Raw genomic sequence first — 24,573 nt, forward strand, 5'->3', positions numbered from 1 at the left:
CCAACGAAACCTGCGACCCTATGAGCCTGCCGAACAACCTAAGCCCAAAACAAATCATCGTCCCGCTGCTCTCTGTGGCGGTAATCGTATTTATGTATTTCGGTCCCATTCAGCGGACCATCTTCGAGAACATCATTCTTTCCCTGGTCCTGATTGGCGCCAACGCCATCGAGTATTCTGGAAAGCCGCTGGCTGCCCTGGGATTCCGCCGAGAGCAATTCAATGCCAAAAACCTCCTGGTCAGAGCCCCTTTAACGGCCTTCGGACTCTTTGTCGTTTACGTCTTCGCCGTAGTTCCGACGGTGGAGTGGATCACCGGCATCCCGATTGATTACTCCAGTATGGATCAGGTACGGGGCGATCTCCCGACCGCCATCACCTGGATGCTCATCGTGTGGGCCACAGCCGCCTTCGGTGAGGAGATCATTTTCCGCGGATACCTGATGCGCCAGTTCGTCAAGTTCTTTGGTGACAGTCCCATTCCCCTGGCCTTGAATATTCTCCTGTTCAGCAGCTTTTTCGGCTACATGCACATGCAGCAAGGCCTCACCGGTCAGCTCGTTGCGGGAACCACCGGAGCACTGCTCTCGCTGATCTTTTACAACCGTAAATACGACCTCTGGTTTATGGTGGTCCTGCACGGAGTCTTTAATACCCTCGGAATCCTGAGCTTTTATTTCGGCTTGGCGTAACCCAGACGAACCCGCTATCCTATGATTAGATTCTTCAGAAAAATTAAACAGAGCTTGCTTGCCGAAGGGAAGACAGGTGCCTATTTGAAGTACGCTGTTGGTGAGACCGTACTGGTGGTAATCGGAATCCTGATTGCCTTGCAGATCAATAATTGGAATGCGGAGCGCAAGTATCGGGCCCAGGAAAAGGATCTTCTGGAAGGGATCAAGGAAGACCTTTTGGAGTCGAAAAAGGAGATCGAGGAGACCATAAGTTTAAACGACTCCACCGTCTATCGCTATCGATATATACTTAAGAACTTCGAAAACAACGAAGGAGTAACGCCAGAGTTAAAAACGGCACTGGGGTGGATTACGAATTGGGCGAGCCCCTATTTGACCTACACGACCTTTGAATCCCTCAAAAGCAAAGGCCTGGACCTCATTAGTGACAAGGCGTTGAGAAAGAAAATCATTGCCATTTACGATAGTCAGTTTGCCTTTTTGATGGAGGACTACGACCGCGTGGAATGGACCATATCTGAGAACGTATGCTACCCACTCACGAATAAGCTCCTTCGGACAAGCATTGATGATCCCTATTCAGCCGTTCCGAATGATTACGATGCTTTAAGAACAAATGACGAGTTCATTAATATGACTCATCGACTCATTACTGTAAGACAGAAAGGGGTTAACAGATCGAAGGTGGTGGTGTCCATCATTTATGAGGTTATCGAGGATATTGATGACGCGGTCAATGAGATGAAGTAGGAAGGAAGGCTTCAAACGGCCTTTTTCCCACCCCCAGGCAACCCTCTTTTCAATTCTGGTGTCTTTTCATGAAACGTCCGACTGTTCGGACGCAGAAACACTAACCAAACCCTGATGAAAAGAACACTCAACCTTCTGTTGGTCGTATTGGCCATGAACGCCTTTGCCCAACCCAATCTCAACTGGAACCCCAAGCAAGAGCAAATCCACAACCAGCATCGGAACGATGCCTCCACTTGGAACACCGAACTGCTCGAAGTCGACAAACAAATCCCGCCCTCACTCATTCAGCCCATGGCCGTTGGCGCCTTTCCCGTGCCGAATTATGAGCTGGCCAACAACGAATTCCAAGGCGTAGCCAGTGGAGGCGAATGGAGCGGAATTGAAATCGGCGACAAGAAGGCCGTCTATCTGAATATGCAGTATGCTCTTGGTGAGGAACAGACCCAGACGCAGGTCTTCTTTTCCATTGTGGTCCTGACCGATTCCATCGCCGCCGACGGATACAGCCATGCGGAGCTCTTTGTGAATTCCCGAAACCACCCGCATTATTCGGGTGAAGGATTTGTGCTTACCAAGACCAATCCCGTTGAGTTCATCGCCTTCGAAACCGCCGATCACAACGCCTATGCCTTGGTCAATATGCGCCTGTTTGATCTTCGAATTGGCCGCGTGGTGCTCATCGCCCCGCAAACCGATGGTTCCTTCCGTTCCCTGCAGCTTTCCACCAAAGCCAACTCTCCAGGAGAGATGGATAGCTATATCAAGGAGCTCCTACGGAGCGATAAGCAAGTGAAGGAGTTCTTTCAAGCAGAGGGAGCAATCTAAAAGGAGTCGAATGGCTTCTGAATCCATAACTTTAGTTTCAAGTCAATTCTAAAAGTGCACATGGCAAGGAAACATTCGTATACAATTACGCATAGCAATAATACCTCGGAGAAAGAGGCTATTCATTTTTTGACAAGTACAGAGAGTTCGTTCATTTACCCTGACAAGGAAAGTAGAAAGCGTATTCTTGAATTAATGGAAATCGATAAGAAGTTTTCCAGAGCTTTTGACCTAGTTCAAGTCGAGGGGCATAATAGCCTAGAAAACGTTATCAAAGTTGAGGAAAAGTCCAAGATTACTTTGATAGAATTGAAGACCACCAAGAAAAAACTGCCTAATAATCCACGAGGATTCTTTTTTGGAGCAACTGAAAACGAATTTGACTTAGCGAGATTGATGGGGCGTCAATTTAAGTTCTGTTTTGTATCTCTTCATCCAGAATCTTTAGGATATAAACTATTAACTCTTGAAGCCTTAGAGTCGATAATTAGAACCAAGAGAATTCAATATCAGATTAATCTGAAAGCCTGATGTCGTTGGTTGTTTAGGAAAAGGATGGACCGCGGAAACTAAACGAAACCCCCATCCCATTTCGTTACCTTGTAAGAGATATGCGCATGAACCCCCTAAACCTCATCCTGGCCCTAAGTACCACGGCCATCACAGCAGCCCTCACCACCGCCTGCACTCCCGAAGAGGACCCGCCAGCGGACGACACCGGCATCCTCTACACCATGCCGGAAGAGAGCGGGCCCCATGAAGGCACCTGGCTGCAATGGCCCCACCAGTATCAGTTCGGCATCGCCTACCGCAACGAGAATGACGCCACCTGGGTCGCCATGACCGATGCCCTTCAATCCGGTGAAAAAGTTCACATCATCGCCTACAACGACACTGATAAAACGCGTATCGAAAACCTCCTGATCGCCAACGGAACCCCGCTTGATAATGTCGACTTCTACATCCATCCAACCGATGATGTTTGGATCCGCGACAGCGGCCCCATCTTCGTACACGACCAGCAAGGCAACCTCGTCATCCAAGATTGGGGCTTCAACGCCTGGGGTGAAAAAGACGACTGGTTCTCCGGTCAGCCCCTCGGCTACGCCAACTGCGATGTCATCCCCGCCAAGATCGGCCAAGAACAAAACCGACCAGTCATCAACCTGAACGATGTCATGATCAACGAAGGGGGGAGTGTGGTCCTCGACGGCAACGGAACTCTGATGGCCTGCAAGAGCTCCATCCTCAATGACAACCGCAACCCGGGCCTCTCACGGGCCGATGCCGAATCCATCTTCATCCAATACCTCGGAGTCACCCACTTCATTTGGCTCGAAGGCCAAGCCGGCCTAGAAGTCACCGACCAGCACATCGATGGTTTTGCCGTCTTCGGCAATGACACCACCATCGTCACCATGAGCCCCGCAGATCTCCTCAACTACGATGTCCAGCAAAGCGACATCGACCTCCTGTATGCCGCCACCAACAAAGACGGCGATCCCTACACCTTCCTTCAAGTCCCCTTGACCCAAAATAACGTGGTGAAAACCAACGGCCAGAACCTCGGCTTTCCGGGCTCCTACATCAACTACTACGTCGCCAACGACGTCGTCCTGGTGCCCAACTACAACGACCCCAACGATACCGTGGCCAACGGCATCATCCAGACCCTATATCCCAACCGCACCGTCGTGGGCATTGACGTCCGCAACCTCTACGAGTATGGGGGCATGGTCCACTGCGTCACCCAGCAGCAGCCTTTGGACTAAGTAAGCTGAGTTGATGAGGTTTTGGGCCTACGGCCCGATGGGACAGCGCTTAATACCTGAATTTTTCCTAAGAGTTTTCCATGAAAACCGATTAGGCTTCCCCTTTTTACCAACTTCAATAGTGAGTAACGGGATCGAACCGCCGGATAAGCCTGAGTTCTGTTGTGATTTTGTATAATCAGAGCACTTGAGCTTATCCGGGGGAATACCCATCAAAAGGCGAACACAAAATCAATTCACATAGAACTGGATAAGTGCAATTGTGCTTATCCGGAAGTTGGGGGCAATATGGCAAAACTCAGTTTCAGCTGATTTATTACCAAATGGTAACAGTAGCCGAAAGACAGACTAATAGCTTTGTCGTGTAATATCTAAATAAGGAATTATGCGAATCATAACTTTATTAACTCTGATTTTTATGGCGACAACACTTTCACGAGCTCAAGAAAAAAAATACCCTAAAACAGTTGTTTCGGTTGACGTTGATAGCAAACTTTCTTTGAAGGAATCTTTCGAGTACATAGTTCCTATAGACTTGGAACATATTTTCAATGAACCGTATAAAATGATTCCTAAAATTGACAGTACTAGCAATAGAGAAGCGTGGTTTACCCCGAATGAGAACAGAATCGTTTATTTCAATGATGGAAGCACTTCTCAGGAAGAACTTTTGAGTGTGACTCCACCTTCAGGATTTACTTATAAAGTGACTGGTTTCACTTCTTCGTTGAGAATGCTAATCAAGCAAATCAATGGAAGTTGGACATTTAAAGAAACAGGGGACGGTAAAATCCACATCGAATGGACTTATGAATTCGTACCAAAAAACTTCTTTGCTCGTTTTCTAGTAAAAAATGTAGTTATTAAACAGATAAAAGTTCCTATGACTAACGCCTTGAACATCATGAAACAGGAATTGGAAAGCGGAGAGCTATACCAATACAAAAGACGAGTAGGAAACTGGTAGCATATGGATGGCATTATTAACTACTTACTGCAATACGACCAACTCAATGCTCAGCAAATTGAATTAATAAAAAGTAGTCTTAGGGTTGTTGAACTAAAATCCGATGAATACTTCTCAGAAGCGGGCAAGATTGCGAATAGAATCGCATTCGTTAACAATGGAATTCTGAGAGTATGCTACTACAACAAAGAAGGAGACGAAATAACGAGATACTTTATAGATGAACTGAATTTTGCTGTTGACTTAAATAGCTATAATGGACGTGTTCCATCAACTGAATACATTCAAGCCATTGTTCCAACAACTCTATTGACTTTGAATCGTGAAGATATGCAGAATCTTTCCAATACTATTGTGAATTGGGATAACATCATTGCCAAAGTCTCTAATAAAGCGTTAATGGAAAAAGTAAACCGCATCAGTCCTATGTTAGCAGAAGACGCTAAAACTAGATATTTAGAGTTTTTTGACAGATTTCCTTCCCTTGCAAATCGAATACCGCTGAACTACTTAGCTTCATACATTGGAATTACAAAAAACTCCCTGAGCAGAATTCGGAAGGAAATTGTGAAGTGAAATACTGCCCCCAACAACACCTATACGCAATTCCCTGCGGGACACTGCGCATAGCCAAACCGTTGTTGCCTAAACCTCCGCCACCGTAAACATACTTCCGCCCACAAAAACTTCGCCTCGGTGAGGTTTTGCGACAACTTCAGAGGCAGCGACAGCTTCTTTTATGGTAGGGTAGACTTCTCCTACCAAGTCATATTTTCTGAATTGTTCAGATAAATCCTTCGCCAGCATCGCCCTAGGCACATCAGCCTGCGTGAAGTAATATTTCGCTCGTTCCTTGGGGAATAGAGGGATGATTTCAAACAAATCCTGATTATCGATTCACAAGCCGAGAACAAAAAGTTTGAAGTGCCTTTGGTTTCCTTCATACGTTCCACGATGCAGCGGATGGCTTCTTCACGCCAGGTCGCCTGGCGCAGAATGATCCCCCGTCTCCTCGGAGATGATCTGCCAGCGGCCCCGGAGGCCTGTGGTTTTTTGAACCTGGAGCAGGCCTTCCGCAATCTGTTCATCGTTTAAGGGCAAGGAGCCTTCGAGCGATCGATAGACCTCCAATGCAGCCGAAATGGTGATCAGGTTCTTGGGCTGATAGGGGCCTTGAAGGTCACTTTCAGGAACCGGCAAGTCGAGGTCTTCGGCGAAGGTGATGGGAGCGCCCACTTCTTTGGCCTTGGCTCGGAACACGGGCGCGGTTTTCCGGTTGGAGTTTCGCCTGCTCAACAATCGAACCCAGCTATGATGATTCCGGCCTTTTCACCGTGCAATTTTCTAGGGTATTGCCCAGAACTTCTGGTGGTCATGCCAATGCGTGCCGATGACGTCTCTCAGGGGTGATGACATTGGTCGAGTCTAATCGCCCGCCCATGCCGGTCTCAATGATGGCAATATCGGGTAGGGTGCGGCGGAAGTAGTCGAAGGCGAGGCCTACGGTCATTTCGAAGAAGGAGCACTGGTGTTCTTGGAACCAGGGCTGGTGCTTCTGGACGAAGTCGAGGACATCGGCTTAGTGGATCATCAAAATGCGTGTCTGAGGGGCATGCTGTTCCGCGCAAAATCTTTTGAGGGAAGTGTAGAGCCTTCACGGTGCGGGCCATGGGAATACATGGAAGACGCTGGGCGGGCAGTGCATGGCTGCCCTTTCCTGCACTCAAGTTGTGCCATGTTTCACGTGGATGGTCTTGAGGTGTGTGTTCTTTGGGTGGCCCAGTGTAATCCATGAGGGTCCCAGGTATTTGGCTTGCAGGTCAAGTGCCAGTCGCCGCACCCGCCCACGCGTTGCGCATGTGGAAGCTTCGTGCAAAAGAGCCATTGGATCGCCTCGTAGGTCAAAGTGGAGTGAGAGGGCTTAACTCCTGTTTGAAGCGGTAGACATGATGGTCCTGATTTGTTAAAAACTCAAGCCGATTGCGTCTACCTCGCCAGGTAAGCTTTCACATGAGCAGCTCTTCAGCTTTGGTCGCAGACAGACAGGCGTGGTGTTAGTGGTACCCTCGTTCTCTCTTTCAAGGGCAAAATGTAAGCTTCTCGTAATGGTTCGATCTACCCTGATTTCCTCAACTGGGCACAACCACTTCTTCGCCGTTGCAAATATGTACCAGTGCCTGAGCTTGTTCGGGATTACCGTGCGCCGAGGTGCCAGCCCTTCCGCTACCTTTACTGCCACCGTTTCCTTAGTGATTGCACGTGGGTTACCGACGGGGTCCCCATATCGCCGGGATCGGGCATCCCCTTCGTTGAGGAATTGCTGTTGACCGAAGAAGAAGTCGTTCATGCGCGATGTTCAGCTCATCGCTGGGGCTTGGGCTTCTTCGGCTTTTTCGGGAGCGGCTTCACCTGCTCTCTTCGTTGTCAATGCTTGACCGTTTACCACGCGTCTTGGAACAGCCTACTACTTCGATCTGCTCTACGGGACTCGCTTTTCCACGGGGCACATATCGGGCACATCTCGCCCGCTTCACCTCTGGTTTTGCGGTGGTGCCAGGTCTGCCATGTCGATTAAGAGAGGTAGGACCAAAGGCGGCTTCTACATTCGAAGTTGATGGCGATCCTGTCCTCAGGCGGAGGGACCATACCAAATCAGCCCAAAGAAGAAGAACAGGAGCAGCATCACCACGTGGATGCCAATGGTCCAGTACAGGCCTTTCCTTCTGTCTTGCTGGTCGCCTACCATTACTTTGGATCGGTCGCTAACACGATCTTGAATTGATTTCGGTACGCAATGTCCATCACGGTCACCGCATACTCAATGGGCACGCCTTGCTCGACGGCGCAATACTATAGTGCTTTCATCATCCCCGCCCAATTGGCCCACGAGCGTGCTTCTGCCGAAGCAGCTCAAGCTCCACATCGGTACGCCGGTGATGCAAAGTAGATTCAGGTTCCTTTGTCACATGCCTGCACGCTGGTGCTCTGCTTCTTCACCGTCTTGGCCTTGCTCACGGGGCAATACTCAAATCCACACCAGGCATTTCACCAATGGTGACCAAGGTACTGAAGTCAACACCAGAGAAGATGAGTTTCAAGAACACGATAATCCGTCATCGAAAGGACATCGAAGTTCGCACTTCCATTCTATTTCGGCTGCGCAAATTCAATAGGCGACCAGTTCATGAAGAGATCCAAATTCAGTGATAGAGCGGGCTTCCATCTTGAAGAGACCACTTTAGACCACCGCGCGATACAAGCAAGTTGGCCGCCAAATGCCCGATAGAGCCACAACACCCACAATCAATCCGGCCACGGTGAGAATGGTCATGGTCGGTATACGACTCCCTGATTGAGAGAAAGCATTTCAACGTTGATCTGCCCACCGGCATTCGCCATCTCGTGGAAGGCGAGGATCATCCCGATGACGGTTCCCAGGAACGGTAATCATCAGGGCTGCTCAGAAATGATGGCCAATGTGCGACCAAGTTGATTTCCATGGAGTTGACTGGAAAGCTTCCGGCAACTTTCACGGCTGCGTGAAGGATGTTCTTCGAGCGGGCGTTTTCCTGATGCAGAGCCCTCCGCGCGATTCTTCAGGCGATCGACGTGTGCTGGTGCCACAGGCGTCGGTGGCGCTGCCGAGGCGTCCGTCCCATGTAAGAAGTCGCGTGGAACGTTCGTTCGGGGAGTCTCCATGCCTGCTCGCCTTTTTGATGCATGCCAGTGGAGCCCAGCAGACACGGCGTGGAACTATCCGACGGCAATGATGCCTGGAGTCTTACGCAACGAGCATTTGATGATCGTTTCCACCGATACCAACACAGAGTTGCTGCAGCGCTTGATGATGCGAAAAGCGCGTTGTTCGCCGTGGGCGTGCGACTTTTGCGCAGGTGTCTGGTGGCCAACACTCAGGTTGTTGATCTGCAGTAGATCGGTCACGAGATCTAGGAATTAAGGTTATTCGTAATACGGTCAGAAACGGTCCTTCGAAATATTGTGCCTGCCTCGGCTCAGGCTTATCGGAACAAGGCCACCTCGAGGATCTTTCCAACCGCCCGGCAAAGTAGGCCAAAATGGCCAACAGGCTGATATGCTTCAATTACCAAATAAAGTCAATTTTTTCGAGACCACGACCGCCGCACCACCGGCTTGCAGAACCAATGATGAGGGCAGAACCTCCCGTCCCGGCACAGTAGGCCAAGAATTCCCAGAATAGACCATCCTGAGAAAAGAATCCGGCGGCGTCAATATCGTACATCCCCATAGCTGCCGCCACGAGGGGCACATTGTCCACAATGGCGCTCAGTAGCCCAATGATCATGCTGACCGCATAGACTCCGCTAGGCTCTGAAGTACCGATGCTTCCGTCTAGGAAAGTGGCCATCTGGCCCAGCTGTCCCGCGCTCTGCAAAGAGGCTACGGCCAATAGGATTCCTAGGAAGAAAAGAACCGAAGCGGTGTCGATCTTACGCAGCACGTGGATCACCATCAGCTGCTGACGCTCTTCCCACTCCTTGTTGTGGTGCAAACGCTCGGTCACCACCCAAAGGACTCCGAGGCTGAACATCATCCCCATAAACGGAGGGAGGTGGGTGATGGTCTTGAAGACCGGTACGAACAAAAGACCGGCAACCCCCAAGACGAAAATTAAGATCTTTTCTTTTTGCGCCACCTCGACTTCGTGGTGATCGCTCACTTTTTCTGGACGCTCCACCGTTCCTTTCATGGTGAAGCTCAAGACCGCCATCGGTACCAGCAACTTACACGAGCGAGCCTCTCAAGAAGATGACGGCTGATGAGCGGCTGACCGCAGTGATCTGTCCACCGCATCCAGCAGCGCGGTCGTGGTCACGTCCCCACCGGAGGCCACAAGCTTTCCTCCTGCGTTCGCGGCAACAACCACAATACCCGCAAACATCCAACGCGTTTCTTTGTCCTTGATCAGCTTGCGCAGCAATGAGACCATCACAATGGAAGTGGTCAAGTTGTCCAATACAGCGCTGAAGAAGAAGGTCAAGATGGCCACAATCCAAAGGAGTTTTACCTTGTTCGTGGTCTTGATGCGGTCAGTAATGACCGAGAATCCTTCGTGTGCGTCTACGGTCTCTACGATGGTCATCGCCCCCATCAAAAAGAAGAGGATCGACGCAATCTCGCTCAAGTGCTCCAGCAAATGGTGCTCATAGCCGTGGCTCACGTCAAAGTGCTCCATGGCCGCGTAAAGCGCCCAACACACCACCCCCGTCACCAGGGCCGATGCCGCCTTGTCAATTTTCAACGGATGCTCAAGGGCAATGAACAAGTACCCGAGCACGAAGATGACAACCATTGCGATGTACATGACAAAAAGGAGTTTAGAGTAGAGTTAGAGGAGTTGGTTCAATGCGATTTCGAAGGCCGTCTGTGCGATCTTCGTCTTGCTGTCGTTTTTGCTGTGGCTCATGGCCAAAGCGCGGTGAATGGTCTCGCTGGTATCGGTGAAGATGGCGTCGTCGCTCAGCTCCACATCCGTTTCCATCAGATAGGCAAACACACGCGCCAATAATCCGCAAAGTTCGAAATGCAAGTCCGGAACAACACTGCCACAATCTGCGGTTCCAGGTACTCATGCGAGTTGATGCCAAAAGATCTCCTGATCGGCAAAAGGCACATTGGCCCCGCAGGCAATCACTTCCATACCCGCCGCAATCATACGGTCTGCTTGTTCTCGGGTGATCAGGCGAGAAGCCGCACAAGGCAAGAATACCTCGGCGTTCATATCCCACACGCGCTCGTTCACTTCCTCAAAAGAGAGCAAAGTGTGCTGTGAGCTCGCCAACTGGTTTCCGTCTTTTTCCAAGAAGAGCTGAGTGATCTCGTCGAAGCTAAATCCTTCTTCCTTGATCAAACCACCCACGCGGTCGATGATCCCCACAACCTTGGCTCCGGCCTGGGTCATGTAGAAGGCCGCCGCAGCCCCCACATTTCCCCAGCCTTGCACAATCACGCGCTTACCTTCGACCGAACCGCCGTAGATATCGTAGTAGTGGCGCACGCTTTCGCTGACCCCGTAACCGGTGATCATATCGGCCACCACGTACTTGCGCGAGAGCTCTGGCGAGTAATGCGCATCCTCGAGGACTTTAGAAACCCCCTGGCGCAACTGACCAATCTTTTTGATCTTCTCACTGTCGCGTGGCGTGAAGTGTCCCTGAAGGACGCCTTCTTGCGGATGCCACAATCCGTATTCTTCCGTGATCGGAATCACCTCGTGGATCTCATCCACGTTCAAATCCCCGCCCGTTCCGTAGTAGTTCTTCAGGAGTGGAATCACCGCCTTGTACCAGCGCTGCAGTACCCCCGCCTTGCGCGGATCGCGCGGATCAAAGTTGATTCCCGATTTAGCACCACCAATGGCCGGCCCACTGACCGTGAACTTCACTTCCATGGTTTTAGCCAGCGACAATACCTCGTGGCGGTTCAATCCCGGACGCATCCGCGTACCTCCACCGGCAGCCCCGCCGCGCAGTGAATTGATGACCACCCAACCTTCCGCATCCGTCTCTGGATCGTTCCATTCAAAGACGATTTCGGGTGCTTTGTTTTCGAATTTTTCGAGTAGTTCCTTCATAAGTCCTTCGTGTAGTGCCGCAAAGGTAAAAAACCCACGCACCCGCTCGTTATGAAGAAATGAAATTTACGCCTTCGGCGTAGGTGGGGGATGGGCCTCACGGCCCGATGCGTGATCTTCCCGACCTCCCGTCACACTGCTCAGCACGTTCACCTCCCCGCGCCGCTTCAACACGGCCATAAAGGCAAACACCAGCGCCTCCTTAAACTCGACCACCTCGGCCTCCGGCACCACCAGCTCCGGCCCGCCGTAGTCCATCACCAGCTCGCGGAAGAAATCGTTGTACACCCCACCGCCGGTCGCCAGCACCTTTCCGGGCCGGTCCGCCAAGACCCGGCTCAACTGCAGCGCCGCATGGCGCGTCAATGTGTGCAGCAAATCCAGCGGCGCGTGATCGCTGAAGTAGGGGAGGTAGTACTGATCCATAAACTCGCGCCCCAAGGACTTCGGCGGCGCCTCATCAAAGAAGCTCAGCCCGTTCCAAAAATCATAGAGCGAGGGAATCAACTGCCCCTGCCGTGCCAGCTTACCGCCGGCATCGTACTCCTGATCCAAGAGCCGGGCAATGTGGTTCAGCCCAATATTCATCGGCCCAATATCCCCAGCCCGTCGAACGCCATCCTGGCGCCAGCTGGCATTCATAAAGCCACCCAAGTTTAAGCACACTTCATAGTTCCCAAAAAGCAGCTCATCACCAATTGGCACCAGCGGCGCTCCTTGACCACCCAGGTCTACATCGGGCTGTCGAAAATCGTAGATGACCGGAAGGCCCACTTCATCGGCCAGGGTTTGACCATTCCCGATTTGGACCGTTTTCCCTTGATCGGGCATGTGGTGCACGGTATGCCCGTGACTCCCGATAACGTCCACGGTCTCCCTTTTGAGGAAGCGTTTGACCTGCGTGGCCATCCACTTGGCGTAAAGTACATCCAGCTGCCAGAGCTCGTGCTGGGGCAGGAGATGACTGTGGCTGAGGATGCGGCGCCAATCGGCCGAGTAGGGGACGGTCTCGGTTCGGAGGATGCGGTGGTTCCAAGAGGGCATCGCGCCGTGAGGCGCTGAAAACTCAGCAAGGCACAGGTCTAGCCCGTCGAGCGAGGTGCCGGACATGATGCCTAAGGCCCTGATTTGGTGTGATTCCTCCATTCTTCAATACTATCAAATATCCGTAAAACCATTACCTTTGCGCCTCTGTTAAAGCACTACACAACGCAAAAATTTTACTAATGAGTTTCGAACTGACCGAAGAGCACAAGATGATCCGTGACACGGCCCGCGAATTCGCTCGTACTGAGCTGTTGCCGGGTGTCATCGAGCGCGACGACGAACAGCGCTTCCCCGCCGAGGAGATCAAGAAAATGGGTGAGCTCGGCTTCATGGGCATGATGGTGGACCCCGCCTACAACGGTGGTGGAATGGACACCATGAGCTACGTGCTGGCTATGGAAGAAATCAGCAAGATCGACGCATCCGCCTCTGTAGCGATGTCGGTCAACAACTCCCTCGTTTGCTGGGGACTCGACAAATTCGGATCGCCAGAGCAAAAAGAGAAGTACTTGAAGCCGCTTGCTTCAGGAGAAATGATTGGAGCCTTTTGTTTGAGTGAGCCAGAAGCGGGATCCGATGCTACTTCTCAGCGCACCACTGCCGAAGACAAAGGCGATCACTACTTGCTCAACGGAAACAAGAACTGGATCACGAACGGAAACAGTGCGTCCATCTACTTGGTCATCGCTCAGACCGATCGCGAAAAAGGTCACCGCGGAATCAACTGCCTCATCGTGGAGAAAGGCATGGAAGGATTCGTGGTTGGTAAGAAAGAAGACAAACTCGGTATCCGCGGGTCTGATACCCACAGCCTCATGTTCACCGACGTAAAGGTGCCGAAGGAAAACCGCGTAGGAGAAGACGGATTTGGATTCAAGTTCGCCATGAAAACCCTCAGCGGAGGTCGTATCGGAATTGCCGCTCAAGCCCTCGGGATTGCCGCAGGAGCGTATGAGTTAGCGGTACAGTACTCAAAAGAACGTACCACCTTTGGTAAGCCGATTGGACAGCACCAGGCCATCGCCTTCAAATTGGCGGATATGGCTACGCGCATCGAGGCGTCCCGCTTGTTGATCTATAAAGCAGCAGCTTTGAAAGATGCCGGTGAGAACTTTGACGTGGCCAGTGCCATGGCCAAGTTGCACGCTTCAGAAACCGCCATGTGGGTGACCACAGAGGCCGTTCAGGTGCACGGTGGATACGGATTCGTGAAGGAGTACCACGTAGAGCGCTTGATGCGCGATGCCAAGATCACGCAGATCTACGAAGGAACTTCTGAGATTCAGCGCATCGTTATTTCACGCGATTGCTTGAAAGACTAAGTCCTCCGGACAACGATTTTAGTAAACCCTTCGGCCTTCGGTCGAGGGGTTTTTTTATCTTCAAAGGCGTTTTGTCCGATATGCGACCTTGACCTTGTTCGGGGCCGCATACATTTGTCCTATAACCTATGAGACCTTTGATAGAAGCTAATCGATTACGACTGTCCCAGTTGGACCGTCTTTTGTCCCTTTTGACCGACAAAGAATACGCGCAGGCGATGCCCCTATTGGGCGGCTCCTCCATGGGCCAGCACTGCCGACACATCGTTGAAAATTATTACCTCTTACTCGACCGAACCGAGGCCGTGGTCAACTATGACCTGCGCGCCCGCAAGGCGGAGTGGGAGACCGACCGCGAGCTCATGCGCTCCATCATTGGGGACATCATGTCCCGGGTGAATGCCCTCCGCGAAGACATTCCCCTACTGTGGGAAGGTCGCCTGGTCCCCGGATCACCGGAGAGCACCACGGCGGCTACGAGCCTTTTCCGCGAACTGGCCTACAACGTGGAGCACTGCATCCACCACATGGCCATTTTGCGCATTGCTTGGTCGGCCATCCGTCCGGATCAACCCTTGGATGAATCCTTTGGTGTGGCCGCCTCCACGGCGAACCACCGCAACGCCGTGTCCTTCTAATGTGTACGGTCACCTACTTGCCCCTGGCCGACGGTTTCTTGCTCACCAGCAATCGAGACGAGGATCCGAACCGCGCCCGTGCGCAAGAGCCCGATACCTATGATCCGAATCGGCCCGGAGTGCTCTTTCCCCGCGATCCGCAGGGGAGTGGAAGCTGGATTGCCCTGCACCATGATGGCCGGGCCCGCTGCCTCTTGAACGGGGCCTACGAAACGCACAAGCATCAGCCGCCCTACCGACACAGCCGGGGCCTGGTGCCCCTACAGAGCTTTGACTACGAGTCCCCAGAGGAGTTTGCCGCGAACTACGACGCGCACGATCTGGAGCCCTTCACACTCGTTTGGGCGCAGGAAGGCGTACTGCACGAGTTCCGCTGGGACGAAAAGACCTTGCACTACAACCCGCTGGATGCATCTAAGCCCTGTATTTGGTCGAGTGCCACCCTGTATCCACAGCCCGTGCGCGATAAACGCGAGCAGTGGTTTGGCGAGTGGCTGGCGGGCCATGAGGTGTACTCCCAATCGGGCATTTTTGATTTCCACCACTTTGGGGGATCGGGGAATGCCGAGGAGAGTTTGATGATGGAGAAGAAGGGATTGGTCCCCAAGACGATTAGTGTGACGAGTTTTTCATCGCGCCGTGAGGCGCAGATTCTGATATACGAAGACCTGTTGGCGGAGAAGACGTTCCGGAAGGAATGGACGCCGCCGAGGCCCCACCGAGAACCTTGGATGAACCAACCCTAAACCGCTCGACATGTCCGTACATACTGATTGGGTCACCGTGGCCCGCCTCTCCGAACTGGAAGATTTAACACCGGCCTACGCCCTCGTGGACGATACCGACCTGGTCGTGATCAAGCACGAAAAGGGAATCTCCGTGATGTACGGTCGCTGCCACCACCGCGGGGCCCTACTGGCCGATGGCCACATCGACGGGCACAACCTCATTTGCGGGGTGCACGGTTGGGATTACCGCTACGATACGGGGATCAGCGAGTACAACAACGATGAGGCGCTGCACAAGTTTGCCGAGCGCATCGAAGGGGATGAGGTGCAAATTTCCCTCGCGGAAGTGCAAGCTTTTCAGGAGAAGCATCCCCAGCCCTTTGACCGGGAGGCCTATCTCGGAACCTACGCGGACATCCATCCCGAGGACACCGAGCCCTACACGGGCTACATCATGGAATTGGCGCGGAATGGTCTTCGCAACGTGGGGCACCATGGTTTTTCGGCCTCCATGGGGGTGGACCGTAATACCCTGCCTCAGTGGAAAGACATTCAATTCTTGCCGGCCCAGCTGGCGCGGAAACCGTTGCTCGATGAAGCGGAGGTGGCCACGAAGGTGGTGATCGGACCGCGGGCCGCCAAGCCTTTGGAGCTGGACATTCCGCTCTTCGTTTCGGACATGAGCTTCGGAGCACTGTCTCGCGAGGCCAAACTGGCCCTTTCGAAAGGAGCAGAGATGGCCGGTACCGGAATCTGCTCGGGAGAAGGGGGCATGCTGCCCGATGAGCAGGCGAGCAATTCACGATATTTCTACGAGTTGGCTTCGGCCAAGTTCGGCTTCAGTTGGGACAAGGTCGAGAAGGCCCAGGCCTTTCACTTTAAAGGGGGGCAAGGGGCCAAAACCGGCACCGGGGGCCATTTGCCCGGGAATAAAGTGGTCGGTGAAATCGCCGAAGTGCGCGGGCTCGAAGCCGGCACCACGGCCATCAGCCCGGCAACTTTTACCGATCTGGTCACCGCCGCAGACTTTGCCGATTTCGCTGATGCCGTGCGCGAGCGGACCGGAGGAATTCCCATCGGCTTCAAATTGGCCGCGAGCCACATCGAAGCAGATATCGACTTTGCCCTAGAGGCCGGCGCTGACTACATCATCCTCGACGGACGGGGAGGAGGGACCGGTTCAGCACCTACCGTGCTCCGGGACAACATCAACGTGCCCACCATTCCAGCCCTCGCACGTGCGCGCAAACACCTCGATGACTGCAACGCCTCAGATATCACCCTTGTGGTGACCGGAGGATTGCGCATCGCAGAAGACTTTGCCAAGGCCCTCATGATGGGCGCCGACGCGGTGGCTGTTTCAAATTCGGCCCTGCAGGCCATCGGCTGCCTCGGTATGCGGGCCTGTGGAACCAACAACTGCCCCGTAGGCATCGCCACGCAGAAAGAAAACCTGCGCAGTCGATTGATCATCCAATCCAGCGCCCGCCAATTGGCCAACTTCTTTGAAGCGACCACGGGCCTCATACAGGTGATCGCCCGCAGTTGCGGCTATGACGACATCTCGAAGTTCAATCCGGGCGACCTTTCCACGTTTAACCGCGACATGCACGAGCTCACCGGCATCGCCTGGGCTGGAATCCGATAAACCGCCGCTCATGTTTGCAACCTTCATCGTCCTCATTGGCCTAAGCTCCCTGTTCAACTATCTGAACACGCGCTTTCTCAAGCTGCCCGAAACCATCGGCATTCTGCTACTATCCCTAGGTGCCGCCGTGGTACTGGCCATCGTGGGCATCTTTGACCCCGAGGGTTTCCGCAACGTTTGCAGTGCCATTGAAGGCATCGACTTCCGCGAGATCCTCTTCGATTTCCTCTTGAGCTTTCTCCTCTTCGCCGGTTCCATCCACGTAAACCTGCACGCCCTCAAGATGGAGCGTGGACCGGTCATTACCCTGGCCACCATCAGCGTCCTCGTATCTACCCTATTGATTGGTTCTGGGCTCTACGGACTCACCATCCTCTTTGGCATCGACATCAGCTTTTGGTACTGCCTGACCTTTGGAGCCCTCATCTCACCCACAGACCCGGTGGCCGTGTTGGCCCTCCTCAGCGGGTCCAATACACCTGAAGAACTCGAGATCAAGATCGTCGGTGAATCCCTCTTCAATGACGGAGTCGGCATTGTGGTCTTCTTAAGCGTCTTTTCCATTGCCTCTATGCCCGGAGAAGGGGTGGGGCTGGGATTTGTCCTGGAAAGCTTCGCCCGTGAAGGCCTCGGTGGCTTGGCCCTGGGAGCCGCTCTGGGATGGATCTTGGTGCAGTTTTGGAAGAAGCTGGACGATGCACCCATTGTCGGCGTACATCTGAGCATCGCCATCGTCATGGGCGGCTATTACTTGGCCAACGAAATTGAAGTATCTGGCGCCCTCGCCATGGTCATGATGGGCCTGTTTGCCGGCAATTACCTGAACAAACTCGACCGGATGGACGATCAGCGCCGCGCCATGAACGCCTTCTGGAAAATCATCGACGACATCCTCAACGCCATCCTCTTCATGCTCATCGGGATGGAAATCCTACGCCTCGACTTTGACACCAACTACATCTGGGTGGCCCTATTAGCCATTCCCTTGGCCCTCAGTGCCCGCTTTGGTTCGGTCGTGGTCGCCAACCTTTTCTTGCGCAAGGATCGTAAATCCAGCCTGTCCGACATGGCCATCTTAACGTGGTCCGGACTGCGCGGCGGAATTTCCGTTGGTCTGGCCCTCTCACTGCCCGATACTCCCTTACGCGAGTTCATCCTCACCACGACCTACACCATCGTGATTTTCTCCATCGTTGTCCAAGGCCTCACCCTGCCTCGCCTGGCTAAAAAACTGCTGCCCCAATGATCGTGATCGAAATCTTCCTAGACTTCCTCGCGGCCTACGCCGCCATCGGATTCGTCTTCGCCCTCTTCATTGTTTTCTTTGGAGCCTCACGGCTCGATGCCCAACTCGCAAACTCCCCAAAAGGAGTGCGCGTCCTGCTCTTTCCGGGCATCCTCGCCACCTGGCCCGTGCTCCTGATGCGCTACATCAAAAACCCATCGAAATCATGAATACCGCTCAACGTCGGGGACATTTCTTTCGCTGGGTCATCGGAGCACCTTTCCTCGGCATTTTCATCGTTCTCGTACTCATCCAAACGCCCTTGCTTTCCTTTGACCAGACCGCCTTGGGCCACACCCTCGCCGGTGGGGAAGACATCGTCGTGACCCTAGACGTCCGAAACGATCACATGCTCGTCCTGGTCGACCTCGCTGAAGCGCCCTCCAGCTCCGGAACCCTCGCCTACGGCATCGTGGCCCCCGGGGATCAACTTGTGCTCTTAGGGCCCGTTTCAACAGCCGGTCACTACGAGTTTCGAGCCGATCAACAGCTCAAAGCCTTTGTCCTTATGGACGCCCTCAAAGAAGTAGAACTCTACCGCACTGAATTTTAAGCCATGGGATTGAGTTATACCTACGTTATCTGGAATAAGAACAAGAAGCGCTACGATCGCTGGATCTTGATCTTTGTCTTGAGCTACCTGATCCTCTTCAGCGCCCTGACCTTCGCTTTTAACCCCGAAGCCACACCAGAAACCCTCATCTTGAGAGCATTCGGCACCCTTTCGTTGCTCTTGCTGCACCTCATCCTGCTCATCGGCCCCTTGGCCCGATTGAACCCGCAGTTCTTGCCCTTGCTCTATAACCGCCGCCACCTGGGCGTCACCATGTTCCTCGCGGCAGCCGTTCACGGCATTTTCGCCATCATTCAGTTCCACACCCTGGGGAACATCAATCCCATCTGGTCCATCTTCGCGAGTAATCCGAGCTATGGTTCGCTGGCGCAGTTCCCGTTCCAAACCCTCGGATTCCTGGCCCTTCTGATCTTCTTTACCATGGCGGCCACCAGCCACGACTTTTTCCTGCACAATCTAGGCCCTCGCATTTGGAAAGCCCTGCACATGAAGGTCTATATCGCGTACGCCTTACTTCTGGGGCACGTCCTTCTGGGAGCCTTTCAACAAGAAGCCTCCTCAGTGACGGCCGGACTCATGGTCCTAGGCTTCATCGCCATATCAACGACTCATATCCGTGCCGCCTTTCAAGAGCGCCGCAAAGACGCCGAGGCCCAAAAGGCCAACGAGGAGTGGTTGCGCGTCTGTACGCCTGATGAGATTGAAGAATCGCGGGCCAAGATCTTCACGGTCGCCAATGAGCGGGTGGCCATATTCAAACACGAAGGGGCCCTCTCTGCGGTCCACAACTACTGCAAGCACCAAGGCGGTCCACTGGGCGAAGGGAAGATTGTCGACGGCTGCATCACCTGTCCCTGGCACGGCTATCAATACTTGCCCGGTAATGGCCAATCGCCGCCGCCCTTCACCGAAAAAATCGCCACCTACAAGCTCAAGATCGAAGACGGCTACGTCTACATCCACGCCAAGGCTTTGGCCGAAGGAACTCCTGTTGAACCCTGTAAAGTCCCTGCCTCATGAGTCGGAACGATGAATTCTTTATCGGCTACGTTGACGGAGCTGGGCCTCAGACCAAGAGTCGTCTCCGTCGCTTTGTCTTGCTGGCCTTCGTAGCCCTCCTGGTGAGTGCCTTGGCCTTCGCCGGCTTCCAACAGGCCTCGGTAAACAGTAGCTTCGATCTATCGGAACAAACAGTGGTTAAGGGCTGGTACATCGAAGATCCCTATCCCATCCTCCGCACAGAACTGGGCGATGGACTCTTTCAAGACGTCGTATTGCTCGGCTTTGGTAAATACGGCCCCGAGGCCTATCTCAAAGGAGCCAAGGACATGCTGCCTGACCTCGTGCACAAGCCACTTACGGTTGAAGGCAATCTCATCTACTACAACGGCCGCACCTTCATTCAGCTGACCGATGCCAATACGGTTCGTGTCGACCCCGACGGAGTCCTTTGGCACGCACCCAGCACTCGGTCCAGCGCTGTACCCCACACCGTATCGGGAGAGATCGTAGACCCTAAGTGCTACTTCGGGGTCATGAAACCGGGCTTTGGAAAAATTCACCGCAGCTGTGCGGCCCTCTGCATCCGCGGTGGCATACCGCCGGTCCTGGTGGTGAACACGGAGAAAGGGGAGGAGTACTTCTTGGTGACGGGACCCAATGGTGAACGCATTCACGAAGAGCTCATTCCATACATCGGTCAGCCGGCCACACTCACGGGCAAAAGCTACTCCAACGGAGGCTGGGATTACCTCATGGTAGACCCCGCGACCATCGAGCTCCATTCTGGAGCTTCTGCGATCTATTAAAGGAAGGGAATCAATCGCTCCAGGGCGACACCGCGCGATCCTTTCAAAAGCACCGTACGATTTTCAAATGGATGTTTTTTGATGTAGGCCAAGGCCTCATCCGTACTGGCGAAGCTCAAGAACTCTTTCGGGCGCTTACAGGCGGCAAAAAGCGGCCCCACCAGGATCACCTGATCAATACCCTCTGTCTGCAGCAGCTTGCACACTTTCTTGTGCTCCTTTCCGCTGAGCTCCCCGAGTTCCAACATATCTCCGAGGATCACCGCTGGGTTCTTAAACTGGCGCAGGTTCAGAATGGCCTCCTTCATGCTGCTGGGATTCGCATTGTAGCAATCCACCACCAGCTCGTTGAGCAGTCCCTTCTGGTACTGCGAGCGATTCAGGGTCGGATTATAGCTCTCAAGTCCACTCACGATATCCTCGTCTTTGACGCCAAAATGCCGCGCAATCAAAACGGCATAGGCCATATTTCGGTAGTTGTACCCCCCGGTAAGCTTCGTTAGCGCGCTGTGTTCTTCCCACAGCACTCCGACGAACTTATCTTTGGCCTGCGGCCCGATGTGCAAGTCACCACTCCGTTCCCCAAAGGTAATGCGTTTAATGCCTTTGCTCTTTTTCATCTGCTTCTTGTCGTCCGAACAGACGAAGGCTGTACCTCCGTTGTTGCGCAACCAGGCGTACAATTCACTCTTTCCCTTGATCACTCCCTTCACGCCTCCAAAGCCTTCCAAGTGGGCCTTCCCGAAGTTCGTGATAAAGCCGAAGTCCGGCATGGAGATGGTGCAGAGGAATTCAATTTCTTTCTGGTGGTTGGCCCCCATTTCAATCACGGCCATCTCGTGTTCGTCCGTGATTTCCAAAATGCTGAGCGGCACCCCAATGTGGTTATTGAGGTTGCCCTTGGTAGCGTAAACCCTGAATTTCTGGGCCAGGGTATCGCGCAGCAATTCCTTGCTCGTGGTCTTTCCATTGGAGCCCGTAAGTCCGATGACGGGTATCTCCAACTGCCGACGATGATGGCGAGCGAGGTCTTGCAAGGCTTTCAGTCCATCTTCGACCAAGAACCGGTCTTTGCCGTTGTATTCCGGTTCGTCGATGACCGCGAAGGCGGCCCCTTTGTTTAGGGCTTCTTCTGCGTATTGGTTGCCGTTGAAACGATCGCCTTTCAGGGCGATAAAGATGCAACCCGGTTCAATTTTGCGCGTATCCGTGCTGATCCGCGGGTTGCGTTTGTAGAGTTCGTAGAGGTCTTCGATTGATGACATAAAAAAATCCCCCGACGATTGGGCCGGGGGATAAATCTAATACATAATTTCTTTGCTTAGTTACCTCGTGGGTCACCAACTCGGTGCATCGCACAACGGAATCCAATATCATCCGTTCCGAGGTTTTCTTCAAGGTAGCGGCGTGTGCCTGGAACCAACCAGTAAGCGCGATCTTTCCAAGATCCTCCCTTGTACACACGAACGTTGTTGTTGTACAAGCTGGTGCGACCGTAGTCGTACATCGCGGCTTCTCCTTCAGGAACTTGTCCTTGATCGTAGTAGATAGAAGACTCAACATCTCCGTCCAAGAAATCACGAACATCAGAGCGCTTGTAGTTCCGACGTCCCAAAACTTCTTCTTCGGTCACTTCGCGCTTCACCATGTTACCCAAAGAGTCAACAGGCTCAATGTAACCTTCTTCGTCGGTCGCCCAAGTCTCGTAAACGTTTCCGCGGTAGGCGCGGAAGTCATTCATGTCTTCCATGCTCAATGGGCGGTATACGTCAGCCACCCACTCGTTTACGTTTCCGGCCATATCGTACAAACCGAAGTCGTTAGGAGGGAAGCTACGCACTGGCGCAGTGACGTCCCATCCGTCGTTCAAGTACCCACCGATACCCATGTTGTCTCCTCGTCCACGCTTGAAGTTGGCGAGCATTTGACCTTTGACCTTGTTGTCCGCATTACGAACACCATGGCCGTTCCATGGGTAACGACGCTTTTCAGTTACACGCTCGAATTCGGTGTTTCCGATCAGTGCTTGAGCAGCGTATTCCCACTCCGCTTCAGTTGGGAGTCGATACTTTGGCAAGATGATCCCGTCTTCCATTTTTACGTGGCGACCTGCATCTCCGGCTCCATCAGGATTGAGGTCCGGTAAGTTCTTCTTGACTTCTCCGACATACTGACCGTAGAGGTAAGCATCGGTGTCGAAGTTGTCATCGTCGTACTGGTTTGGGTTCGTGCGCAAGATGCCCTCTGCGATGAGGATTTGCTCGTTCACACGATCCGTACGCCAAGCACAGAAATCGTTTGCTTGCAACCAGTTCACCCCAACTACTGGGTACATGTTGTATGCTGGGTGACGCAAGTACGTTTCTACATAAGGTTCGTTGTACGCCAATTCTGAACGCCATACGAGGGTATCCGGCAATGCCTTCTCGTACACTTCAGGATAGCTGTAGTAGTATACGCGGTTGAGCCAGTACAAGTACTCGCGGTACGCTACGTTGGTCACCTCGGTCTCGTCCATGTAGAAAGAAGAGACGGTCACGCGGCGTGGGATGTTGTCCCAGTCGTACATCACGTCGTTCTCTACACGGCCCATAGTGAAGGTACCCCCTTCAACGAAGACCAATCCAGGACCGGTCTCTTGACCCTGATAGTTCAAATTCGCTTCGAATCCACCGTTTTTGGAGTCGTTATAACTCCAACCGGTTGTCTCGCTCGATTCGCTACACGCCGAAAAAATCACCATGGCACTGAAGGCCAAAGCAATGGGCGCAAGATTTTTGGTTTTCAAAATCATGAGATTTAGGCACATTTCGCTGCACAAAGGTAAACTAAAACTTTGGGCAGTTTATTGTTTTGAATTTCTTCTTCTTAGGCTTGCAGTCGAACTGGTAGCTCAAAGAGATCTCGTGAGCACCACCTTCTTGGTTCGAAAACTCGCTTACGGTAAAGTCGTAGCTGTAGCCAATGGAAAGGGCATCTGTAGGCTGGAATCCAATCAAGACGACTAGGGCGTCCGCGTTGGTCACGTTGTGACGGAAGGCCAAACCTCCGGTCAATACGTCTCGCGTTACAGATAATAAGAAGTTCATTTGCTGGAACTCCCCTTGCTGTTGGTAGAGTACTCCAGGATTCAAAGTGGTTGTTGGGCCAGAAGCCAAACGGCCACCACCGATGGGGATTTGCGCACCCCCGTGGAAGGTCATCTTCATGGGAAGAGTAGACTCTACGAGGAATGGATCATCCGGTTGTGTCAAGTGGTGGAAAGCACCTCCGATGTAGAAAATGTCAGTGAACAACACAAAACCCGTTGAAAGATCAACGTGTCCAACTTGGTCTTCACCTTGTACTTCTTGAGTAGGGCGTACAAACCCGTATAAGTTATCGATCTGATCACCGAAACGAAGTGAACTCCAATCCAGCGTACGCTGACGATATCCAGCTTGAAAACCGACCAACAAGCTCACCTCACGACTCACCGTCAAGTGGTAGCTATAGATGGCGCTTACTTCTGTAATTCCAAGCGTTCCGTCACCGGCGTTGTCATTGGTGACCAACAATCCCAATCCACCGCTAATACCATTCACGAACTGGTCGTACGACGCGCCAATAGTGCGGAAAGCACCGAGTGCGGGGTACTGATTTCGATAGATAGTATTTACCCGTGGACACTTTGAAGCACCAGCCATCGCCGGGTTCAAATACAGAGGATTAGCATAGAACTGCGAGAAGTGAGGGTCCTGCGCATGTGCTGCTCCAGCACTGAGTAGAAGTGCAAAACCAACTGCTAATAAGTGTTTCATCTGATCAGGTTAATGAACCAACAATAATACGAATTCCTTTACATATGGACGCAAGTCGTTGTAAAAGGGTGGGGTTACGCGTGGATTGCCTTATTTTT

26 protein-coding genes and 2 pseudogenes are annotated in these 24,573 nt (G+C 52.8%); 17 read left to right on the forward strand and 11 right to left on the reverse strand.

The features are described from left to right. Positions 1-20: 20 nt before the first annotated feature. The 7 genes from HZ996_05840 (at position 21) to HZ996_05870 (ending at position 5,588) form a co-directional block, all read left to right on the forward strand. On the forward strand, positions 21-692 hold the full coding sequence (locus HZ996_05840) for a CPBP family intramembrane metalloprotease (protein QTN38693.1): 672 nt from the start codon (positions 21-23) through the stop codon (positions 690-692). Positions 693-713: 21 nt separating this feature from the next. Beyond that, positions 714-1,445, forward strand: a complete 732-nt coding sequence (locus HZ996_05845) for a hypothetical protein (protein ID QTN38694.1) — start codon at positions 714-716, stop codon at positions 1,443-1,445. A 114-nt stretch (positions 1,446-1,559) separates the two neighbouring features. Next, positions 1,560-2,273: a hypothetical protein gene (locus HZ996_05850; protein QTN38695.1), complete on the forward strand. Its 714-nt coding sequence runs from the start codon at positions 1,560-1,562 to the stop codon at positions 2,271-2,273. A gap of 195 nt (positions 2,274-2,468) precedes the next feature. Further along, positions 2,469-2,804: a hypothetical protein gene (locus tag HZ996_05855; protein ID QTN38696.1), complete on the forward strand. Its 336-nt coding sequence runs from the start codon at positions 2,469-2,471 to the stop codon at positions 2,802-2,804. Positions 2,805-3,007: 203 nt separating this feature from the next. Continuing rightward, positions 3,008-4,045 carry an agmatine deiminase family protein gene (locus HZ996_05860; protein QTN40007.1) on the forward strand — a complete coding sequence of 346 codons (1,038 nt, stop codon included), beginning with the start codon at positions 3,008-3,010 and terminating at the stop codon, positions 4,043-4,045. Between the two features lie 418 nt (positions 4,046-4,463). After that, a complete protein-coding gene (locus tag HZ996_05865) occupies positions 4,464-5,012 on the forward strand; it encodes an SRPBCC family protein (GenBank protein ID QTN38697.1) in 549 nt (182 codons plus the stop codon). Between the two features lie 3 nt (positions 5,013-5,015). After that, entirely contained in the window at positions 5,016-5,588 is a 573-nt protein-coding gene (locus tag HZ996_05870) for a Crp/Fnr family transcriptional regulator (GenBank protein ID QTN38698.1), read from the forward strand. A 69-nt stretch (positions 5,589-5,657) separates the two neighbouring features. Here the strand turns inward: HZ996_05870 and HZ996_05875 are convergent, their stop codons facing one another. The 3 genes from HZ996_05875 to HZ996_05885 all read right to left on the reverse strand — a co-directional run bounded on the left by HZ996_05875 (position 5,658) and on the right by HZ996_05885 (position 6,522). Then, a complete protein-coding gene (locus tag HZ996_05875; GenBank protein ID QTN38699.1) occupies positions 5,658-5,894 on the reverse strand; it encodes a hypothetical protein in 237 nt (78 codons plus the stop codon). A 90-nt stretch (positions 5,895-5,984) separates the two neighbouring features. Next, entirely contained in the window at positions 5,985-6,272 is a 288-nt protein-coding gene (locus HZ996_05880) for a hypothetical protein (protein QTN38700.1), read from the reverse strand. Positions 6,273-6,384: 112 nt separating this feature from the next. Continuing rightward, complete coding sequence (locus HZ996_05885; protein QTN38701.1) at positions 6,385-6,522, reverse strand: hypothetical protein; 138 nt, start codon at positions 6,520-6,522, stop codon at positions 6,385-6,387. A gap of 1,104 nt (positions 6,523-7,626) precedes the next feature. On the opposite strand from HZ996_05885, the gene HZ996_05890 reads away from it, so the two are divergent. Further along, complete coding sequence (locus HZ996_05890) at positions 7,627-7,794, forward strand: hypothetical protein (GenBank protein ID QTN38702.1); 168 nt, start codon at positions 7,627-7,629, stop codon at positions 7,792-7,794. Positions 7,795-8,462: 668 nt separating this feature from the next. On the opposite strand, the gene HZ996_05895 is transcribed toward HZ996_05890, so the two are convergent. From HZ996_05895 to HZ996_05915, 5 genes and pseudogenes are all read right to left on the reverse strand, one after another. Further along, positions 8,463-8,711 carry a hypothetical protein gene (locus HZ996_05895; GenBank protein ID QTN38703.1) on the reverse strand — a complete coding sequence of 83 codons (249 nt, stop codon included), beginning with the start codon at positions 8,709-8,711 and terminating at the stop codon, positions 8,463-8,465. Positions 8,712-8,765: 54 nt separating this feature from the next. Beyond that, complete coding sequence (locus tag HZ996_05900) at positions 8,766-8,954, reverse strand: hypothetical protein (GenBank protein QTN38704.1); 189 nt, start codon at positions 8,952-8,954, stop codon at positions 8,766-8,768. Positions 8,955-9,114: 160 nt separating this feature from the next. Further along, a pseudogene (nhaD, locus tag HZ996_05905) lies at positions 9,115-10,356 on the reverse strand (sodium:proton antiporter NhaD). A 24-nt stretch (positions 10,357-10,380) separates the two neighbouring features. Continuing rightward, positions 10,381-11,625: pseudogene (locus tag HZ996_05910) on the reverse strand (amino acid dehydrogenase). 66 nt (positions 11,626-11,691) lie between these two features. Further along, positions 11,692-12,771, reverse strand: a complete 1,080-nt coding sequence (locus HZ996_05915) for an anhydro-N-acetylmuramic acid kinase (GenBank protein QTN38705.1) — start codon at positions 12,769-12,771, stop codon at positions 11,692-11,694. An 80-nt stretch (positions 12,772-12,851) separates the two neighbouring features. Between HZ996_05915 and HZ996_05920 the strand changes: the two genes are divergently transcribed. The 9 genes from HZ996_05920 (at position 12,852) to HZ996_05960 (ending at position 20,675) form a co-directional block, all read left to right on the forward strand. Continuing rightward, a complete protein-coding gene (locus tag HZ996_05920) occupies positions 12,852-13,994 on the forward strand; it encodes an acyl-CoA dehydrogenase (protein QTN38706.1) in 1,143 nt (380 codons plus the stop codon). 128 nt (positions 13,995-14,122) lie between these two features. Continuing rightward, positions 14,123-14,632, forward strand: coding sequence for a hypothetical protein (locus tag HZ996_05925; GenBank protein ID QTN38707.1), 510 nt, complete (start codon positions 14,123-14,125; stop codon positions 14,630-14,632). Continuing rightward, on the forward strand, positions 14,632-15,378 hold the full coding sequence (locus HZ996_05930; protein ID QTN38708.1) for an NRDE family protein: 747 nt from the start codon (positions 14,632-14,634) through the stop codon (positions 15,376-15,378). Before HZ996_05925 ends, HZ996_05930 begins: the two co-directional genes overlap by 1 nt. A gap of 10 nt (positions 15,379-15,388) precedes the next feature. Beyond that, positions 15,389-17,008: a Rieske 2Fe-2S domain-containing protein gene (locus tag HZ996_05935; protein QTN38709.1), complete on the forward strand. Its 1,620-nt coding sequence runs from the start codon at positions 15,389-15,391 to the stop codon at positions 17,006-17,008. A 10-nt stretch (positions 17,009-17,018) separates the two neighbouring features. Then, complete coding sequence (locus HZ996_05940) at positions 17,019-18,254, forward strand: sodium:proton antiporter (GenBank protein QTN38710.1); 1,236 nt, start codon at positions 17,019-17,021, stop codon at positions 18,252-18,254. Further along, positions 18,251-18,463, forward strand: coding sequence for a hypothetical protein (locus HZ996_05945; protein QTN38711.1), 213 nt, complete (start codon positions 18,251-18,253; stop codon positions 18,461-18,463). The genes HZ996_05940 and HZ996_05945 overlap by 4 nt, the downstream gene beginning before the upstream one ends. After that, positions 18,460-18,846 (forward strand): hypothetical protein, encoded by a 387-nt coding sequence (locus HZ996_05950; protein QTN38712.1) that lies wholly within the window; start codon positions 18,460-18,462, stop codon positions 18,844-18,846. Before HZ996_05945 ends, HZ996_05950 begins: the two co-directional genes overlap by 4 nt. A gap of 3 nt (positions 18,847-18,849) precedes the next feature. Continuing rightward, a complete protein-coding gene (locus tag HZ996_05955) occupies positions 18,850-19,887 on the forward strand; it encodes a ferric reductase-like transmembrane domain-containing protein (GenBank protein ID QTN38713.1) in 1,038 nt (345 codons plus the stop codon). Further along, entirely contained in the window at positions 19,884-20,675 is a 792-nt protein-coding gene (locus HZ996_05960; GenBank protein QTN38714.1) for a hypothetical protein, read from the forward strand. The genes HZ996_05955 and HZ996_05960 overlap by 4 nt, the downstream gene beginning before the upstream one ends. Here HZ996_05960 and HZ996_05965 read toward each other — a convergent pair. The 3 genes from HZ996_05965 to HZ996_05975 are packed head-to-tail and all read right to left on the reverse strand — an operon-like array spanning position 20,672 to position 24,475. Further along, positions 20,672-21,940 (reverse strand): UDP-N-acetylmuramoyl-tripeptide--D-alanyl-D-alanine ligase, encoded by a 1,269-nt coding sequence (locus HZ996_05965; protein ID QTN38715.1) that lies wholly within the window; start codon positions 21,938-21,940, stop codon positions 20,672-20,674. The genes HZ996_05960 and HZ996_05965 overlap by 4 nt on opposite strands. Before the next feature lie 56 nt (positions 21,941-21,996). Next, positions 21,997-23,469, reverse strand: coding sequence for an SUMF1/EgtB/PvdO family nonheme iron enzyme (locus tag HZ996_05970; protein ID QTN38716.1), 1,473 nt, complete (start codon positions 23,467-23,469; stop codon positions 21,997-21,999). Positions 23,470-23,503: 34 nt separating this feature from the next. Continuing rightward, complete coding sequence (locus tag HZ996_05975; protein ID QTN38717.1) at positions 23,504-24,475, reverse strand: PorP/SprF family type IX secretion system membrane protein; 972 nt, start codon at positions 24,473-24,475, stop codon at positions 23,504-23,506. Positions 24,476-24,573 lie beyond the last annotated feature (98 nt).

Source organism: Cryomorphaceae bacterium, from assembly GCA_017798125.1.
GTDB lineage: Bacteria > Bacteroidota > Bacteroidia > Flavobacteriales > ECT2AJA-044 > ECT2AJA-044.

What these genes read in the sequence shown, in the direction of transcription:
- HZ996_05955 (QTN38713.1), top strand. Translation starts at nt 18,850, where the DNA reads ATGGGATTGAGTTATACCTACGTTATCTGGAATAAGAACAAGAAGCGC.
- HZ996_05950 (QTN38712.1), top strand. Translation starts at nt 18,460, where the DNA reads ATGAATACCGCTCAACGTCGGGGACATTTCTTTCGCTGGGTCATCGGA.
- HZ996_05920 (QTN38706.1), top strand. Translation starts at nt 12,852, where the DNA reads ATGAGTTTCGAACTGACCGAAGAGCACAAGATGATCCGTGACACGGCC.
- HZ996_05930 (QTN38708.1), top strand. Translation starts at nt 14,632, where the DNA reads ATGTGTACGGTCACCTACTTGCCCCTGGCCGACGGTTTCTTGCTCACC.
- HZ996_05855 (QTN38696.1), top strand. Translation starts at nt 2,469, where the DNA reads ATGGAAATCGATAAGAAGTTTTCCAGAGCTTTTGACCTAGTTCAAGTC.
- HZ996_05840 (QTN38693.1), top strand. Translation starts at nt 21, where the DNA reads ATGAGCCTGCCGAACAACCTAAGCCCAAAACAAATCATCGTCCCGCTG.
- HZ996_05850 (QTN38695.1), top strand. Translation starts at nt 1,560, where the DNA reads ATGAAAAGAACACTCAACCTTCTGTTGGTCGTATTGGCCATGAACGCC.
- HZ996_05915 (QTN38705.1), bottom strand. Translation starts at nt 12,771, where the DNA reads ATGGAGGAATCACACCAAATCAGGGCCTTAGGCATCATGTCCGGCACC.
- HZ996_05925 (QTN38707.1), top strand. Translation starts at nt 14,123, where the DNA reads ATGAGACCTTTGATAGAAGCTAATCGATTACGACTGTCCCAGTTGGAC.
- HZ996_05885 (QTN38701.1), bottom strand. Translation starts at nt 6,522, where the DNA reads ATGACCGTAGGCCTCGCCTTCGACTACTTCCGCCGCACCCTACCCGAT.
- HZ996_05940 (QTN38710.1), top strand. Translation starts at nt 17,019, where the DNA reads ATGTTTGCAACCTTCATCGTCCTCATTGGCCTAAGCTCCCTGTTCAAC.
- HZ996_05895 (QTN38703.1), bottom strand. Translation starts at nt 8,711, where the DNA reads ATGGAGACTCCCCGAACGAACGTTCCACGCGACTTCTTACATGGGACG.
- HZ996_05975 (QTN38717.1), bottom strand. Translation starts at nt 24,475, where the DNA reads ATGAAACACTTATTAGCAGTTGGTTTTGCACTTCTACTCAGTGCTGGA.
- HZ996_05890 (QTN38702.1), top strand. Translation starts at nt 7,627, where the DNA reads ATGGCGATCCTGTCCTCAGGCGGAGGGACCATACCAAATCAGCCCAAA.
- HZ996_05970 (QTN38716.1), bottom strand. Translation starts at nt 23,469, where the DNA reads ATGATTTTGAAAACCAAAAATCTTGCGCCCATTGCTTTGGCCTTCAGT.
- HZ996_05935 (QTN38709.1), top strand. Translation starts at nt 15,389, where the DNA reads ATGTCCGTACATACTGATTGGGTCACCGTGGCCCGCCTCTCCGAACTG.
- HZ996_05865 (QTN38697.1), top strand. Translation starts at nt 4,464, where the DNA reads ATGGCGACAACACTTTCACGAGCTCAAGAAAAAAAATACCCTAAAACA.
- HZ996_05960 (QTN38714.1), top strand. Translation starts at nt 19,884, where the DNA reads ATGAGTCGGAACGATGAATTCTTTATCGGCTACGTTGACGGAGCTGGG.
- HZ996_05870 (QTN38698.1), top strand. Translation starts at nt 5,016, where the DNA reads ATGGATGGCATTATTAACTACTTACTGCAATACGACCAACTCAATGCT.
- HZ996_05860 (QTN40007.1), top strand. Translation starts at nt 3,008, where the DNA reads ATGCCGGAAGAGAGCGGGCCCCATGAAGGCACCTGGCTGCAATGGCCC.
- HZ996_05845 (QTN38694.1), top strand. Translation starts at nt 714, where the DNA reads ATGATTAGATTCTTCAGAAAAATTAAACAGAGCTTGCTTGCCGAAGGG.
- HZ996_05965 (QTN38715.1), bottom strand. Translation starts at nt 21,940, where the DNA reads ATGTCATCAATCGAAGACCTCTACGAACTCTACAAACGCAACCCGCGG.
- HZ996_05945 (QTN38711.1), top strand. Translation starts at nt 18,251, where the DNA reads ATGATCGTGATCGAAATCTTCCTAGACTTCCTCGCGGCCTACGCCGCC.